Here is a 15,447-nt window from a genome sequence, read left to right as displayed (position 1 = left end):
GGATGGAGGTCCGGAGGAAGGCAGAGCCTTCCTCCGGGACAACCCCCGCTATCCCGCGCGGGGGCTGGCGACTGCGTCGCCGCGCCTGTCCGGACGAAGCCCGACGTTCGCGCGTGTCGGCCGCGCCGGTCCCCGCGCCACCATCCCTTCCTGGAGACACCGCCGATGGCGCTGACCGCCCTCGCCCTGTGCACGCGCGCGCTGCTGAAGATCGGCGCCGCGCCCATCACCTCGCTGGAGGACGGCACGGCCGAGGCCGAGGTCGCCGCCAGCCTGTATGCGGGCGCGCGCGACGCGCTGCTGTCCTGCCATCCCTGGTCCTTCGCGACGGGGCAGATGGCGCTGGGGCGGCTGGAAGCCGTACCGCTGTCTGGCTTCGCGAACGCCTTCCAACTGCCGGCGGACCTGCTTCGCGCGGTGTCGGTGGCTCCGCGCGCGGCCTTCCGGATCCAGGAAGGCCGGCTGCTGACCGACGCGTCCGAGGCGACGCTGACCTACGTGTTCCGCCCGGCGGAGGCGGAATGGCCGCCCTCCTTCGCCACCGCCCTCGTCGCGCGGCTGTCGGCGGAGTTCTGCATGCCGCTGACGGAGAGTGCGTCGCGCGCGGAGGCGCTGTACCAGCTTGCGGAGGCGGAGCTGCGCGGCGCCAAGCTGGCGGACGGACAGGGCCAGACGCCGCGCGCGATCACGCATTTCCCGCTCCTCGACGTGCGGGGCTGACGCATGGCAACGATCAAGCGCGCGAAGACCGTCTTCACGGCGGGCGAACTGGCGCCGGAACTGCTGGGCCGCGGCGACGTGGCGGCCTGGGCGGCGGGCGCGCGGCGCCTGCGCAACGTCTTCATCCTGCCGACGGGCGGCGTGCGGCGGCGGCCCGGCCTGCGCCACGTCGCGCCCGTGGAGGCACCGGCCCGGCTGGTTCCCTTCGAGCCGGCCGTCGGCCAGGACATCCTGCTGGTACTGCTGCCCGGCGCGGTGCGCATCTTCCGCGGCGACGTCCCGATCGCGACGCTTCCCGCGCCCTGGACCGCGGCGATGCTGCCGCAGGTCGCGTACACGCAGACCGCCTGGTCCATCCTGCTGCTGCACCCCGCGATGCCGCCGCAACGACTGGTCTGGAGCGGCGGCGATTCCTTCACCATCACGCCCTACGTCTTCACCCGCCGTCCCTACCGCAACTTCGGCGACGGCAACATCGCGATGCAGGCGAGCGCGGCGACCGGCCTCGTCGTCCTCAACACGACCGCGCCCTTCTTCACCATGGCGCACGAGAACGGTCGCATCCGCATCCGCGGCAAGCGCCTGCGGATCGTCAACGTCAACGGCCCGGCGACCGCGACGGCGGAGGTCGAGGACGGACCCGTGCCGACCGATCTCACGACCGACTGGGACGAATGGGCCTTCGGCGACGCCCGGGGTTGGCCGGGCTGCGCCTGCCACCACCAGAACCGCCTCGTGCTGGGCGGCGTGCGGGACTGCCCGCAATTCATCTGGCTGTCGCGCAGCGGGGACCCGCATGACTTCGACTTCGGGGAGGGCCTGGACGACCAGGGGATCAGCTTTCCCGTGGCCGGCGACCGCCTGGACGCAGTGCGAGCGGTCTTCGCGGGTAGGCACCTCCAGGTCTTCACCTCGACCGGGGAATGGATGGTCACGGGCGATCCGCTGACGCCGTCCTCCATCCAGGTCGCGCGCCAGACGCGCGTCGGGTCCATCGCGGACCGGATGGTGCCGCCGCTCGACGTGGACGGAGCGACGATCTTCGCCGCGCGATCGGGACGCGCGGTGCACGAATTCTCCTATACCGACGTCTCCGGCGCCTACCAGGCGGAGGATCTCGGCCTCGTCGCGCGGCACCTCATCAACGCGCCCGCGGCCATGGCCTACGACGCGGCGGGCCGGCTGCTGCACGTCGTCACCGGCGACGGCGCGCTCGCGACGCTCACGCTCTATCGCGCGGAGAACGTGACGGGCTGGACGCGGCAGGAGACGGATGGCGCCTTCCGGGACGTCGTGGAATGCGGCGGCGCGATCTACGCGCTGGTCGAGCGCAACGGCGCCTTCTGGCTCGAGCGCTTCGACGAAACGCTGGCGCTGGATGCGGGAATGTCATCGGTCGCCACGGCCCCGTCGGTCGTCTTCGGCGGCCTGCTGCACCTGGAAAGCCGGGACGTCGCGGTACTGGCCGACGGCGCGCCACGCGGGCTGGCGGCGGTCACGGGCGGGGCGGTGTTGCTGGACGAGCCGGCGACGGTGGTCCAGGCCGGCCTGCCTTTCGCACACCTGGTCGAACCGCTGCCGCCCGACACGCTGCTGCCCGGCGGTACGGCGCGGACGGGGCCGATCCGGCTGGTCGCCGCGACCTTCCGCTTGCTAGCGACGTCGTCCCTCTCGGTGGACCTTGGCCGCGGCGGGCGTCCCGTGCCGCTGCGGCGCCTCGACGCGCCGATGCTGGATGCGCCGCCGCCGTCCTTCACCGGCGACGTGACGCTCCGCGGCCTGGGATGGCGGCGCGACAGCCTCGATCCGCTCTGGCGAGTCGAGGGCGACGCGCCGCTGCCCTTCACCCTGCTTTCCGTGACCACCGAGACGAGGACGACCGACTGATGGCGCAGCTCGCACCCATCGTGACCCTCGCGGCGACGGGCGCCTCGCTCTACGCCGCGAACCAGCAGGCCTCAAAGCAGAAGAAGGTCGCGGCCGAACGCGCCCGCGTACAGGACGCGAACGCCGTCATCCAGGCGGACAACCAGGCGGCGCAGGTAGCGCAGCAGAACGCGGTGCTCGCGGCGCAGCAGAACGCCGAGAACGCGGGGCGCCAGCGCAACCTGGCCCGCACCATCGCCGCCGCCCGGGCGCGGCTCGGCGCCTCGGGAATCGACCCGGACGAGGGATCGGCGGCCGCCGTCGCGAAGGGCCTCCGGGCCGCTACGGCCGAGGCGCAGTCGCTGGACGACACGACCTACGCCGCGCGGGTCTCGCGCGGGCGGCAGTCGCTGCTCTCGCCCGACCTGTCGCTACAGCCCTCGATGATCCGCGCCTACGCGGATGCGGGACGCAGCGTCGCTTCCGGGCTTCGATCGCTCCTCGACTGACATCCCCCTGCGCGCCTTCGCGCAGCTCTCCCTACGCGCCCTCGCGCGACCCCATCACAGGAGAACCCGATGGCCGAGCACATCCGCATCGGCGACGTCGCGCCGCGCGTGCACTACGTCGCGAATGGCGCGCAGGCCGCCTTCACCTACCCGTTCCCCGTCTTCACGCCCGCGGACATCGAAGTCCGGGTGGATGGCCTGTTCCAGGCCTCCGGCTACGCCGTCTCGGGCGCCGGTTCCTCGGATGGTGGCTTGGTCACCTTCGCCGCGCCGCCGGCCAGCGGCGCGAAAGTGGTCATCCGTCGTCGCCTGAGGATCGAGCGGACGACGGACTACCAGCCCAACGGCGTCCTGCGCGCGAACACCCTGAACGATGAACTGGACCGCCACGTCGCCGCCTTGCAGGAACTGCGGGAGGAGGGCGCCGCCGCGCTGCGGCAGGACCCCGGCGAGACCGGCGGCAGCCTGACGATCCCGCTGCGTCCCGCGCGCGCCAACCGCCTGCTCGGCTTCGACTCGAACGGCGACGTCACGACCTTCGGGCGCGGGGAGGCGACGCTGTCCGCGCCGTTCCCCGGCGGCGTGCCGCGCACGGTGGAGGACAAGCTGTCCGAACGGCTGTCGGCGCGCGACTTCGGCGCGACGGGCAACGGCGTGGCGGATGACGGCCCGGCGCTGCAGGCCGCGATGAACGCGGCGGCCTCCGCCGGCAAGCACCTTGAGATCGGGGAGGGCAGCTTCCGGACGACGGTCGCGCTCACGCTGCCGGGCGGCGCGGCGGGGCTGACGATGCGCGGCGCGATCCTCTACGCCGGACCGGCGGGTCAGGCGGCACTGACGATCGGCGACGGTGGCGCCACCCGGAATGCCGCGAAGCTATACCAGGGTCTCCGCATCCTTCGCGCCACGATCTCCGACTGGAGCAATGAGGCGGATATCGGCCTCGTTCTGCGAAACCTCGACTCTTCGATCGCCGAGATCCGTCAGGTCGAGGGCTTCACGATCGGCATCCGCACCCTCGGCGTGGAGCGGGGCTTCGAGGACAGCGTGCTGCATCTCGGCCGCATCGTGAACAACCGGATCGGGCTGGACGTGCGGACGCAGACCGCAGCGGCCTGGAACACCTCCGTCCGCTACTACGGCGGGCATTTCGCGAACGCCTCCTCGCTCCACCCGACGCTCGACCGCTACGGCATCCGCTTCTCGGCCGAACCGGGTGCCTACGTCGCGCATAACCGCCACGTCTTCGACGGCCCGGCCTTCGAGCTGCAGTCCCGCGACCGCCCGATCCTCGGCATTCCCTTCCTCATCGAGGTCAATTCCCGCTCGGTCATCGCGCGCAACCTGCGGATGGAAGGCTGCGACCCCTTCGTCGCGCACCACACCGCTGGTGCGCAGGACCACGTCTACGAGGTTGCCTGGGCGAGCCAGGGCTACGGCGTCTCGATCTCCTACGCGGCGACCGCGACGCGGGTGGGCGGCGTCGTCCGGGCGCTGCACCAGGCCGCGGCGCACCGGGAGGCCACGCGGACGCTCGTGGAGATCCCGAACCTCCGAGCCGCGGCGATCCGCTGGAACGGGACGGAGACGGGCTTCGAGAAGCTCGCCTGCCTTTCGACCAACGTGTCGGGGACGCCGACGGTCCTGCAGCACTTCACCTTCGCCGCGCTCGACTCCTTCGTCCTGACGGATCGCGGCGTGGTGCTGACCGGCGGGCGGGGCCTCGGCTTCGTCGTGGATACCCGCAGATGCAAGGAGTTCGCGCTTGCGGTGGACGCGGATTCCCCGCGCCTCGTCGTTCAGTGCTTCGGCACGGGCGGCGCGCTGCTGACGGACGCCGCCGGCACCATGGTGCAGGCCTCCGGCATGTCGCTGTCCTACGCGGCGGGGCCGCGCTGGTGGCAGGGCAATGCGGACAGCGACGATACGAACCTGACGCGCTTGCAGGTCGTGCGGGTGGCGCCGGAAGTGCAGACCGCGATCATCGGCGTCGCACGCCTGAGCGAGGACTACGAGGTCCGGGCCATGCGCCTGGCCTGCGACCCGTCGCAGGCGCCGGCGGTGCTCTACGGCACGCCGGAAGTGCCGGTCGGCATGCGCGAACTGAAGGCGGAGGTGGCCTGGGACCCGCCCTCGATCGCGGCAGGCGGCTCGGCGCAGGTGAACGTCGCCTGCCCCGGCGTGCGCCCGGGCGACTTCGTGCAGGCGGCGTTCTCCCTGTCCACGTCGGGCTGCGCCTTTCTGGCGCAGGTCGGGGCGCAGGACGTGGTGACGGTCACCTGCTGGAACCGCAGCGGCGGGGCGGTCGACCTTGGCCCCGGCACGGTCCGCGTGCGGGCGCTCAAGACGTGAGGCGCCCGAAGCAGGTCGGCGGCGCACCTCTGTCGAGGGAGGCGGCGGACGCGGCCATGCGACAGATCATGAAGGGCTACGTCGACTTCCTCGCGGGCGCGCCCGTACAGACCGAGGACCCGAAGGCCTTCGCCGCGCACCACGCGGCAGGCCGCGCCTGCCTCAACCACGTGCAGCAGTTGCGGGACATGATGGCGGGCGGCGACGCGTCGCAGGCCGAGTTCGACGAGACGCTGCGGCGCGCGCAGGACGCCATGAACGCCGACATTCGGGAGGATTCCGACGATGGCGGCGACGACACCTGACTTCCTGCAGTTCGTCTATGCCTGGAACATCCGCGCGAACCTGCCGACGCCCGCGCCGCACCGCCGCATCGCGCGCTGGCTGATGCAGCGGGACGCGGCGGGGGACCGGCGCCTGCTGCTGATGGCCTTCCGCGGCTGCGGCAAGTCCACGCTCGTCGGCCTCTGGTGCGCCTGGCGACTGGCGCGGGTGCCGGAGACGCGGATCCTCGTGCTCGCGGCCGACCACACGCTGGCGTCGCGCATGGTGGCGCAGGTGCGGCGGATCGTCGCCCGGCACCCGTTCTGCCGCCACCTCCTCGGCGGTGACGAGACCTGGGCGGCAGACCGCTTCACCGTCATGCGCGAGGGCGCGATCCGGGAGCCGTCGGTGCTGGGCCAGGGCATCGGCGGCAACGTCACGGGGTCGCGCGCCGAGATGATCGTCTGCGACGACGTCGAGGTCGCGGGCAATTGCGACACGCCGGCGAAGCGGGAAGCGTTGCGCGAGGCGCTGTCGGAATGCGAGTTCATCCTCGTCCCCGGCGGCACCACGCTCTACGTCGGCACGCCGCATTGCGCTGAAAGCCTCTATGCCCCGGCCGACACCCCGGGCGCCTTCCTGCACGGCTACCGGCGCTTCCGGTTGCCGCTGCTGGACGCGGAGGGCAACTCGGCCTGGCCGGACCGCTTCGATGCCGCGCGGATCGCGGAGGTCCGGGATTCCGTGGGCCCGCTGCGCTTTGCCCGGCAGATGATGCTGGAACTGGCGGAGGAGAGCGCCGCGCGGCTCGATCCGTCGCTGCTCATCCGCTACGCGGAGGACACGGAGTACGCCGAGAGCGGCGGGCGTCCCGTCCTGTCGCTCCTCGGCCGGCGCCTGGTCTCGGGCGGCGGCTTCTGGGACCCGGCCTACGGACGGCCGGGGGCCGGCGATTCCTCCGTCCTCGCCTGTACCTACACGGACGCGGAGGGGAACCACTTCCTCCACCGTCTCGCGTACCTGACGCACGAGCCGGGCGGCACGCCGGACCCCGCGACGCAGCAGTGCCGGGAGGTCGCGCGCATCGCCCGCGACCTTCTGCTGCCGGTGGTGCGCGTCGAGACGAACGGGATCGGGCGGTTCCTGCCGGCGCTGCTGCGGCAGGAACTGGCCAGGGCCGGGGTGCCCTGTTCGGTCGTCGAGGTGAACAGCCACCGCGCGAAGGCCGACCGCATCCTCCGCGCGCTGGACCCCGTGCTGAACGCCCGGCGCCTTCACGCGCGGGACGACGTCTTCCGCACGCCCTTCGCGCGGGAGATGGCGGAATGGGTGCCGGGCAAGGCCGGCGCGCGCGACGACGCGCTGGACGCCGTCGCCGGCTGCATCAACGCCGAACCCGTGCGCCTGCCCGGCGCCCCGCCCGCCCCGCGGACAGCGGGCTGGCGGGGATGAGGGCTCAGGCCGCCCGCCTCAGGACCTCCGCCGCATGGCGGGCCGCACCCTCGGACGTGAGGGAGAAGCGGTCCGGCGCGCTCTCGCAGACCCAGCCCATCCCGGCCATGCGCCGCAGACAGGCCTCGTCCGGCAGGCCGGCGGGACGCGTGCCGCCGGCCGTCAGGAACAGGCGGTGCAGCGCCGCACGGCAGCAGGTCTCGAGGTAGGGCTCGTTCCACATCGCTCCCCCAGGGTGGGGGCGCGGCCACCACCGATCAACCCGGAGGACCCCATGCAGTCCATCCCCCTCGACCCCCAGGTGATCGCGGGCCTCGTGCAGGCCCCGATCCTCGCGTTCCTGGCCTGGATGCTCCACAACCTGAAGCGCGGCCTGATCATCTCCCACGCCGATACCTTCGCGCCCGGCGACCGGGGGAGGCCGCGCGCAGCGGCGCCGACCGCGCCGCGCTGGAGCGCACGCGCGAGGACCTGGCGGAGTTCAAGCTGGAGGTGGCGCGGACCTACGTCCCGCTCTCCCTCATCCGCGACGTGGACAGCCGCCTGACGGCGCAGCTGCTGCGCATCGAGCAGAAGCTGGACGAGGCCACCCGCGCCGCCCACTCCACCGCCGCGCAGGTGCGCGTGCTGACCGAGGACCGCTGACCCATGACCGATGTCGAAACGATCGCGCGCACCCTCTATGCGGAGGCCGCGCACCGGCCGGTGCGGGCGATCGAGGCGCTGGCGGCGCTGGCCGTCAACCGCGCCCGGGCGGCGCTGCCCCGTCCCGTGCGGATCGCCGGTGCCGCGCCCTTCGCGCCGGGCGGCCACGCGCGGCTGCCTGAGCCCGGCGCGCGGGAGGTCGCGGCGGCCGCGCGCGATCCCTTCGCCTTTCCCTGCCGCAACCCGCGCCACCCCGCCCATGCGCGTCTGGAGGGGCCGGGCGCCGATCCGGGGATGGCGATCTGCCGGCGGGTCGCGGCGCGTGCGGCCTCCAGCGCGCTCCCCGACCTGACGGGCGGCGCGACCCATTGGCATGACATCGCGACGCTGCCGGCCTGGGCGGTCGGCCAGGCCGCGACGGCGGAGATCGGCGGCCTGGTCTTCTACCGGCCGGACGCCGCCGCCCCGCCCCTCCCCGCCGCCCGTCCCGCGCTGGTCGCGGTCGCGTGAGCGCACGCTGCGTTGGGCGGCGGGCGTTGTCATCGTAACCTGAAGCAGCACCGGAGCCCGACCTTGCCGCGCGACGACGCGACGATCCCGACCGAGCCGCACGGCATGGCCGCGCGCGTCGCCGCCTTCGACTGGGCCGCGACGCCGCTCGGGCCGATGGCGGAATGGCCGGCCTCGCTCCGCATCGCGGCGGACCTGGTGCTCTCTGCCGCCTCCCCGGCGTTGCTCGCCTGGGGGGAGGAGTTCATCGTCCTCCACAACGACCATTACCTGCCGATCCTCGGGACGGAGCGGGAGGCGCTGGGGCGACCGTTCCTGGACGTCTGGTCCGAGGTGCGGGAGGAGGTCGAACCGGTCCTCCGCCGCGCGCGGGAGGGACACGCGGTGCGCTTCGTGGAGGCGCCCTTCATCCTGCGGCGCGGCGCGGCGACGGAAGAGCGCTGGTTCAACTACACCTTTTCCCCGGTCCGCCGGACGGGTGGCCAGGCCGGCGGCGTCCTGCTGCTGATCGTCGAGTCCACCAACGCCGTCCTCGCGGTGCGGCGCCGCGACGCGCTGATCGCGCTCGGCGACGCGTTGCGCGGGCTGGAGGACCCGGCGGAGATCGCCGCCCGCGGCGCGAAGGTGCTGGGCGAGACGCTGCGCGTCCCGCGCGCGGGATACGGCACGCTGGACGAGACAGGGGACCGCCTGACGGTCGCGCGCGACTGGCACGCAGCGGAAATCCCCTCGGCGGCCGGCGTCTGGGACGCTTCCGCGTTCTGGCCCGGCTTCGCGGCGGAGTTGCGGCGGGGAGAGCCCTCGGCCGTCGCCGACGTCGCGACGGACCCGCGCACGGCGGCGCAGCACGGGGCCTTCGCGGCCGTGCAGATCGCTGCCTGCTTCCACGCGCCGGTGCTGCGGGACGGGCGGCTCGCCGCGCTCGTCTTCCTGCACGATACGGGCCCGCGCGCCTGGACGGACTCGGAGATCGTCTTCGCGCGCGACGTGGCGGGCCGCCTGGCCGCGGCGACCGAGCGCGCCGAGGCGCTTGCGGCGTTGCGCGAGAGCGAGGACCATCACCGCCACGCCGTGGAGCTCCAGCCGCAGACGAGCTGGACGGCACGGCCGGACGGGCAGCTCGACCGCGTCAGCCACCGCTGGATGGAATGGACCGGCACGACCGGTCTTGGCAGCACATGGGCCGAAGGGCTGCACCCTGACGACGCCGCGCGCACCTTCGAGGTGTGGTCGCGGTCGGTCGGGACCGGCGAGACCTACGACATCCACCACCGCATGAAGATGCGCGACGGCAGTTTCCGCTGGGCGCATTCCCGCGCCTATCCGCGGCGGGACGCGGCCGGCGCCATCGTGAGGTGGTACGGCGTGACGGAGGACGTGCACGACCGCTTCCTGGCGCAGGAGGCGCTGCGGACGAGCGAGGCGCGGTTCCGCGCGATCGTGACGGGTCCCGAGGCGATCGTCTGGCGGGCCGAGCCGGACGGCGCGATCGCCGAGGCGCCGGGCTGGGAGGTGCTGACCGGGCAGACGCCCGAGCGATACCGCGGCGCGGGCTGGCTCGACGCGGTCCACCCGGACGACGTGCCGCCCACGATCGCCGTCTGGGCCGGGGCGCTCGGGACGGGCGATCCGGTGAACGTGGACTACCGCGTCCGGACCCGCGGCGGCGGCTGGCGCTGGATGCACGCCTACGGCGTCACGGTGCGGGACGATGCGGGTCGCGTCATCGAATGGGTCGGCACCGTGACGGACGTGCAGGACCGCCGGACCGCCGAGGAGGAGCGGGCGGCCAGCGAGGCGCGGCTGCGGGACCTGAACGCGACGCTCGAGGCACGCGTGGCCGAGCGGACGGCGGAGCGCGACCGGCTCTGGCGGATCTCGCGCGACCTGTTCGTCGTGCTCGGCGCGGACGGGGTCGTGCGGGCGGTGAACCCGGCGGTGCGCGCGATCCTCGGCTACGAGCCGGAGGAGTGGATCGGGAAGCACTACTCCACGCTCGTCGTCCAGGACGACCACGCCGCGAGCGAGGCGGCGCGCGAGGCGGCCCTGCGCGGCCCGCTCGACCCCTTCGAGAACCGCTACCGGCACCGCGACGGATCGGTGCGCCGGATCTCCTGGGTGGCCGCGCCGGAGGGCGACCTGATCGTCGCGACGGGCCGCGACGTGACGGCGGAGCGCGCCGTGGATGCCGCCTTGCTGGACGCGCAGGAACAGTTGCGGCAGGCGCAGAAGATGGAGGCGGTGGGCCAGTTGACGGGCGGCATCGCGCACGACTTCAACAACATGCTGGCGGTCGTCATGGGCGGGCTGGCGCTGATGCGGCGCCGGCTGGAGCGCGGCGAGACCGACGTGATGCGCTACGTCGATGCGGCGATGGAGGGGGCGGGTCGCGCGGCGGCGCTGACGCAGCGGCTGCTCGCCTTCTCCCGTCAGCAGTCACTCTCGCCGTCGCCGCTGGAGGTCAACGCACTGGTGGCCGGGATGTCGGAACTGCTGGGGCGCACGCTGGGCGAGCGCATCCGGGTCGAGACGAACCTCGCGCCAGACCTCGCGCCCGTGCACGCGGACCGGGTGCAGCTGGAGAGCACGCTGCTGAACCTCTCGGTCAATGCGCGCGACGCGATGCCGGACGGCGGGACGCTGACGATCGGCACGGCGAACGTGCGGATCACCCCGGCCCAGGCGCGGCGGATCGAGGTCTCGCCGGGCGACTACGTCCGGATCACCGTGGGCGACACGGGCACGGGCATGGCGCCGGAGGTCGCGGCGCGCGCCTTCGACCCGTTCTTCACGACGAAGGGCGTGGGGAAAGGGACGGGGCTCGGGCTGAGCCAGGTCTTCGGCTTCGTGCGGCAATCCGGCGGGCACGTCGCGATCGGCTCGGCGCCGGGGAAGGGGACGACGATCACGATCGTCCTGCCGCGCCACGCGGGCGCGGCCCCCGTTGCGGCGCAATCGGCGCAGGCCGCGGCGGATGGCGCGCGCGGCGAAACCGTCCTGGTGGTCGAGGATGAGGAGCGGGTGCGGGCGCTGGCCGTCGAATCGCTCCGCGACCTCGGCTACCGCGTGCTGGAGGCGGCGAGCGCGGAGGAGGCGCTGCCGATCATCGAGGGGCCGGAGCCCATCGCGCTGCTCTTCACCGACGTCATCATGCCCGGCATGGGCGGGCCGCGCCTGGCCGAGATCGCGGCGGCGCGGCGTCCGGGCCTGAGGGTCCTGTTCGCGACGGGCTTCGCGGAGGGCGGCGTGCCCGCGGGCGCCCCGGTGCTGGTGAAGCCCTTCACGCTGGACGTCCTGGCGGCCCGCCTGCGCGCCGTGCTGGATGCGGGGCGCGATGGCTGACCCGATCGTCCACAAGCTGATGACCGGCGCGGAGTGGCGCGCGATGCGCGACGACGGCCTGCACCGCGGCGGCGAGCACGACCGGCGCGACGGCTACATCCACCTCTCGACGACCGCGCAGGTGCGGGAGAGCGCGGCGAAGCACCGTACCGGGGAGAGCGACCTGTGGCTGGTCTGCCTGGACGCGGCCGCGCTGGGCGCCGCGCTTCGGTGGGAGGCGGCCTCGGGTGGGAAACGGCCGGGGCTGTTCCCCCACCTCTACGGCGACATGCCGCTGGCGGCGGTGCGGGGGCGTTCCCGCTGCCGCTGGACGGGGAAGGGCGGCATCGTTTCCCGGGGTGGGTGCCGTGAGGGTGGCCGACCGGGTCCGATGACCGGCGGTCAGGACCCTGGGCGGTCCGCCACGCGCCGGTGACCCGTGCCGTCACGCCCGGCGCTGCGCCATCACCCCGGCGAAGACCACCACGACCGCTCCCGCCCAGGTCCAGGCGGAGGGCCAGGGCCCCAGACCGCGACGTCCGCCAGCACCGCCCAGACGAGGGCGGAGAACTCCAGCGGCGCCAGTTGCCCCGCCGAGGCGTGGCGGAAGGCGCTGGCGAGCGCGATCGTCGCGGCCCCCGCGAACAGGCCGTTGGCCGCGAGTGCGAGCCAGTCCCACCCCGCCGGATGCACCCATTCCACCGCCGCCCAGGGCGCGAGCACGGCCAGCGCCGGCGCGGAGGACCAGAGGATGAGGCGCCCCATTCCCGGCTCGTCGCGCAGGGCGCGGTTGAGGACGAGGACGAGGGCGTGGGCCAGGGTGCCCATCAGCGCCCAGGCATAGGCACCCCAGGAGCCTCCGCCCGACAGGCCGGGCCAGAGGGCGAGAAGGACGCCCCCGAACCCCACCGTGCACCAGAGCCAGGCGGAGCGCGGCACCGGTTCGTGCAGCAGCACGCGGAACAGCGCCAGCAGCAGGAAGGGCGCGGTGAAGTAGACGAGATAACCCTCGGCCAGTGGCAGGGTTCGGAGCGCGAGGAAGAAACCGGTCCCCGACCCCACCATGCAGGTCGCGCGGGCCAGTTGCAGCCAGGGGTGGCGCGTGCGCATCCCGGCGCCGAGGCCCTGCCGCGCCGCGCTGACGCCCAGCAGCAGCCCGAGCAGCACGGCGTAGCGCAGCGCGAGCACCTGCGACACGTGGTACTGCCCGGCGAGAAGCTTGGAATTGGCGTCGAGCACGGCGAAGAGGCCGAGCGCGGCGATCAGCAGCAGCGGGCCGCGCAACCGGACTTCCCCCAAGGATCCCCGCGGCGGGGATGGCCCGGCGGGCGGTTCGCGTCAACGCGGGGCGAGGGTGGCTGCAAGGTCCGGCCGTCCCGCCCATATGCCGGCGGCGGGGGTGGGCCCATGACGGACATCAAGACGGTTCAGCGCACCGAGGAGGCGGTCAAGACCGCCCGTCCGAAGATGCACAAGGTGATCCTGCTGAACGACGACTACACGCCGCGTCGCTTCGTCGTGCGCGTCCTGAAGGCGGAGTTCCGGATGCCGGAATCGGTGGCGGACCGGGTGATGCTGACGGCGCACCAGCGCGGCGCCTGCGTCGTCGCGGTCTTCACGAAGGAGATCGCGGAGGAGAAGGCGACCCGCGCGACCGACATGGCCCGCGCCGAGGGCTATCCCCTCATGTTCACGACCGAACCTGAGGAGTAGGGGCCGTAGCAGTAGCGGTTCGCCCCGGCCTGAGGCAGAAGGCCGGCCGTGCCGCACCCCGCCATCTCCTCCGCCCTCATGCCGCTTATGCGCGGGCTGGACCCGGAACGGGCGCACGACCTGTCGCTGCGCGCCCTTGGCTGGGGGCTGGCCGGGCGGGACGCCGGCGTCGACGACCCGGTCCTCGCGACGGAGGTGCTGGGGCTGCGCTTCCGCAACCCGGTCGGCCTCGCGGCCGGCTTCGACAAGAGCGCGGTCGCCGTCCTGCCCCTCATGCGGCTGGGCTTCGGCTTCGTGGAGGCGGGCACCGCGACGCCCCGCCCGCAGGAGGGCAACCCCCGTCCCCGCCTGTTCCGGCTCTCCGAGGATCGCGCGGTGATCAACCGCATGGGCATGAACAACGGCGGCCTGGATGCCTTCGCGGCGCGGCTGGCGGCGCTGTCGCGGCCGCTGCCGGCCGTGCTCGGCGCGAATGTCGGCATCAACAAGGACGGCGCGGACCCCGAGCGCGACTACCCCGCGCTGTATGCCGGCGTCGCCGACCATGCCGATTACGTCGCGGTGAACGTGTCGTCCCCGAACACGCCGGGCCTGCGCGACCTGCAGGGGGAGACGCGGCTGGCCGCGATCCTCGACGCGGTCATGGCGGCGCGCGCGGCCCTGACGCGGCAGCCGCCCGTCCTCGTGAAGGTCGCGCCCGACCTGGCGGAGGACGCGGTGGAGATGCTCGTCGAGACCTGCGCCGCGCGCGGCGTCGCCGGTCTCATCGTGTCCAACACCACGGTCGCGCGCCCCGGGACGCTGCGCTCGCGCACCGTGCCGAGACGGGCGGGCTGTCCGGGCCGCCGCTCTTCGCAGCATCCACGGAGATGCTGCGGCGGACGTACCGGATGACGCGCGGCCGGCTCGTCCTGGTCGGCTGCGGCGGGGTGGACTCGGCGGAGACGGCCTATGCCAAGATCAAGGCCGGCGCCTCGCTCGTGCAGTTGTACGCGGCCTTCGCCTATGGCGGGCCCGCCCTGATCCCCCGGATCCGCGACGGGCTGGCGGCGCTGCTGCGGCGGGACGGGGTCGCGCGCCTGTCGGACGCCGTGGGCGTCGAAGCGTGATGGCGCGCGAAGCGCTCCCCGCCTGATGCGCATCCTCGACGACGTGCGGGAACTCGCGGCGCGCTACCGCGGCTTCGTGCTGGACATCTGGGGCGTGGTGCATGACGGCCGCGCCGCCTTCCCCGGCGTGATCGAGGCCCTGACCGAACTCCGCACCCGCGGCGCACGGATCGTCTTCCTGACGAACGCGCCGCGCCGCGCGCGGCGGTGATCGAGGGGCAGCTCGCGGGCTTCGGGATCGGGCGCGACCTCTACGACGCGGTGGTGTCGAGCGGCGAGACGACCTGGACGCTGTTGCGCGACCGCACCCACCCCTTCGTCCGCGACCTCGGTCCGCGCGCGGCGCGGATCGGGCCGGCGCGGGACCTGCTGGGGCTGGAGGAGCTGGGCTTCACCGCCGATGCGACGCCGGAGAAGGCGGACTGGGTCCTGAACATCGGCCCCGACCCCGCGCTGGGCGGGGAGGCGGTCGCACCCTACGAGCCCTTGCTGGAGCGCCTTCTGGCGCGCGACCTGCCCATGGTCTGCGTGAACCCCGACCGCGCGGTGGTCGCGGGCGGGCGGCGGCTGATCTGCGCCGGCGCCCTGTCAGAATGGTACGCGGCCCGGGGCGGGCGGGTGCTGGACGTCGGCAAGCCGCTACCGCTGGCCTACGCGCCGGTCCTGGAGGCGTTGGGCCTGCCGTTGCGGGACGTCGTCGCGATCGGGGACTCGCCCCACACGGATCTGGCGGGCGCGCAGGCCGCGGGGCTCGACGCGGTCTGGGCGCTGGGCGGATTGTCGGCGGAGGAGGGGCTGGACCGGGCGTCGCCCGAGGCGCTGGCGGCGCGGGCGGAGGTGGAGGGGGTCAGGCCGGTGGCGGCGCTGCGGGGCCTGGTATGGTGAAGCGTTGATGACATTTTCGCCTGCGGAACGACATCGGTTGGCTTCAACCGGGAGTTGATGGACGGGCTGCTCACCGTGCTGTGAGGTGGCGCGCATTTTCG

The 15,447-nt window shown here is 73.6% G+C and carries 15 protein-coding genes and 1 pseudogene; 14 read left to right on the top strand and 2 right to left on the bottom strand.

What is annotated here, in order from left to right; genetic code table 11:
• Window positions 1–165: 165 nt before the first annotated feature.
• From ACE7GA_RS03050 to terL, 6 genes are all read left to right on the top strand, one after another.
• Complete coding sequence (locus ACE7GA_RS03050) at window positions 166–720, top strand: hypothetical protein (RefSeq protein ID WP_376095435.1); 555 nt, start codon at window positions 166–168, stop codon at window positions 718–720.
• Between the two features lie 3 nt (window positions 721–723).
• Window positions 724–2,607: a hypothetical protein gene (locus tag ACE7GA_RS03045; protein ID WP_376095432.1), complete on the top strand. Its 1,884-nt coding sequence runs from the start codon at window positions 724–726 to the stop codon at window positions 2,605–2,607.
• Window positions 2,607–3,095, top strand: a complete 489-nt coding sequence (locus ACE7GA_RS03040; protein WP_376095429.1) for a hypothetical protein — start codon at window positions 2,607–2,609, stop codon at window positions 3,093–3,095. Before ACE7GA_RS03045 ends, ACE7GA_RS03040 begins: the two co-directional genes overlap by 1 nt.
• A gap of 69 nt (window positions 3,096–3,164) precedes the next feature.
• Window positions 3,165–5,447 (top strand): phage tail fiber protein, encoded by a 2,283-nt coding sequence (locus ACE7GA_RS03035; protein ID WP_376095426.1) that lies wholly within the window; start codon window positions 3,165–3,167, stop codon window positions 5,445–5,447.
• Window positions 5,448–5,503: 56 nt separating this feature from the next.
• Window positions 5,504–5,752, top strand: coding sequence for a hypothetical protein (locus ACE7GA_RS03030; protein ID WP_376095423.1), 249 nt, complete (start codon window positions 5,504–5,506; stop codon window positions 5,750–5,752).
• Window positions 5,733–7,163: a phage terminase large subunit gene (gene terL / locus ACE7GA_RS03025; RefSeq protein WP_376095420.1), complete on the top strand. Its 1,431-nt coding sequence runs from the start codon at window positions 5,733–5,735 to the stop codon at window positions 7,161–7,163. Before ACE7GA_RS03030 ends, terL begins: the two co-directional genes overlap by 20 nt.
• A gap of 4 nt (window positions 7,164–7,167) precedes the next feature.
• On the opposite strand, the gene ACE7GA_RS03020 is transcribed toward terL, so the two are convergent.
• The gene (locus ACE7GA_RS03020) at window positions 7,168–7,386 is read right to left on the bottom strand and encodes a hypothetical protein (protein ID WP_376095417.1); all 219 of its coding nucleotides are present in this window, start codon (window positions 7,384–7,386) and stop codon (window positions 7,168–7,170) included.
• 269 nt (window positions 7,387–7,655) lie between these two features.
• Here ACE7GA_RS03020 and ACE7GA_RS03015 point away from each other — a divergent pair, with 269 nt between their 5' ends.
• From ACE7GA_RS03015 to ACE7GA_RS03000, 4 genes are all read left to right on the top strand, one after another.
• Window positions 7,656–7,808: a hypothetical protein gene (locus ACE7GA_RS03015; RefSeq protein ID WP_376095414.1), complete on the top strand. Its 153-nt coding sequence runs from the start codon at window positions 7,656–7,658 to the stop codon at window positions 7,806–7,808.
• 3 nt (window positions 7,809–7,811) lie between these two features.
• Window positions 7,812–8,318: a cell wall hydrolase gene (locus ACE7GA_RS03010; RefSeq protein ID WP_376095411.1), complete on the top strand. Its 507-nt coding sequence runs from the start codon at window positions 7,812–7,814 to the stop codon at window positions 8,316–8,318.
• A 63-nt stretch (window positions 8,319–8,381) separates the two neighbouring features.
• Window positions 8,382–11,660: a PAS domain-containing protein gene (locus ACE7GA_RS03005; RefSeq protein ID WP_376095408.1), complete on the top strand. Its 3,279-nt coding sequence runs from the start codon at window positions 8,382–8,384 to the stop codon at window positions 11,658–11,660.
• On the top strand, window positions 11,653–12,075 hold the full coding sequence (locus ACE7GA_RS03000; RefSeq protein ID WP_376095405.1) for a DUF952 domain-containing protein: 423 nt from the start codon (window positions 11,653–11,655) through the stop codon (window positions 12,073–12,075). The genes ACE7GA_RS03005 and ACE7GA_RS03000 overlap by 8 nt, the downstream gene beginning before the upstream one ends.
• Window positions 12,076–12,104: 29 nt before the next feature.
• Here ACE7GA_RS03000 and ACE7GA_RS02995 read toward each other — a convergent pair whose 3' ends face one another.
• Complete coding sequence (locus tag ACE7GA_RS02995; protein ID WP_376095403.1) at window positions 12,105–12,923, bottom strand: DMT family transporter; 819 nt, start codon at window positions 12,921–12,923, stop codon at window positions 12,105–12,107.
• Window positions 12,924–13,046: 123 nt separating this feature from the next.
• On the opposite strand from ACE7GA_RS02995, the gene clpS reads away from it, so the two are divergent.
• The 4 genes and pseudogenes from clpS to ACE7GA_RS02975 all read left to right on the top strand — a co-directional run bounded on the left by clpS (window position 13,047) and on the right by ACE7GA_RS02975 (window position 15,346).
• Complete coding sequence (gene clpS, locus ACE7GA_RS02990; protein ID WP_376095400.1) at window positions 13,047–13,352, top strand: ATP-dependent Clp protease adapter ClpS; 306 nt, start codon at window positions 13,047–13,049, stop codon at window positions 13,350–13,352.
• A gap of 78 nt (window positions 13,353–13,430) precedes the next feature.
• Window positions 13,431–14,461: pseudogene (locus tag ACE7GA_RS02985) on the top strand (quinone-dependent dihydroorotate dehydrogenase).
• 25 nt (window positions 14,462–14,486) lie between these two features.
• Window positions 14,487–14,672 (top strand): hypothetical protein, encoded by a 186-nt coding sequence (locus ACE7GA_RS02980; RefSeq protein ID WP_376095397.1) that lies wholly within the window; start codon window positions 14,487–14,489, stop codon window positions 14,670–14,672.
• Window positions 14,669–15,346: an HAD hydrolase-like protein gene (locus ACE7GA_RS02975; protein WP_376095394.1), complete on the top strand. Its 678-nt coding sequence runs from the start codon at window positions 14,669–14,671 to the stop codon at window positions 15,344–15,346. Before ACE7GA_RS02980 ends, ACE7GA_RS02975 begins: the two co-directional genes overlap by 4 nt.
• Window positions 15,347–15,447: the final 101 nt, after the last annotated feature.

The sequence above is a fragment of the Roseomonas sp. CCTCC AB2023176 genome (genome assembly GCF_042259275.1).
Classification (GTDB): Bacteria; Pseudomonadota; Alphaproteobacteria; order Acetobacterales; family Acetobacteraceae; genus Roseomonas.
The sequence above is the reverse complement of the archived record's forward strand: the minus strand, read 5'-3'. Positions and strand labels throughout refer to the sequence as shown.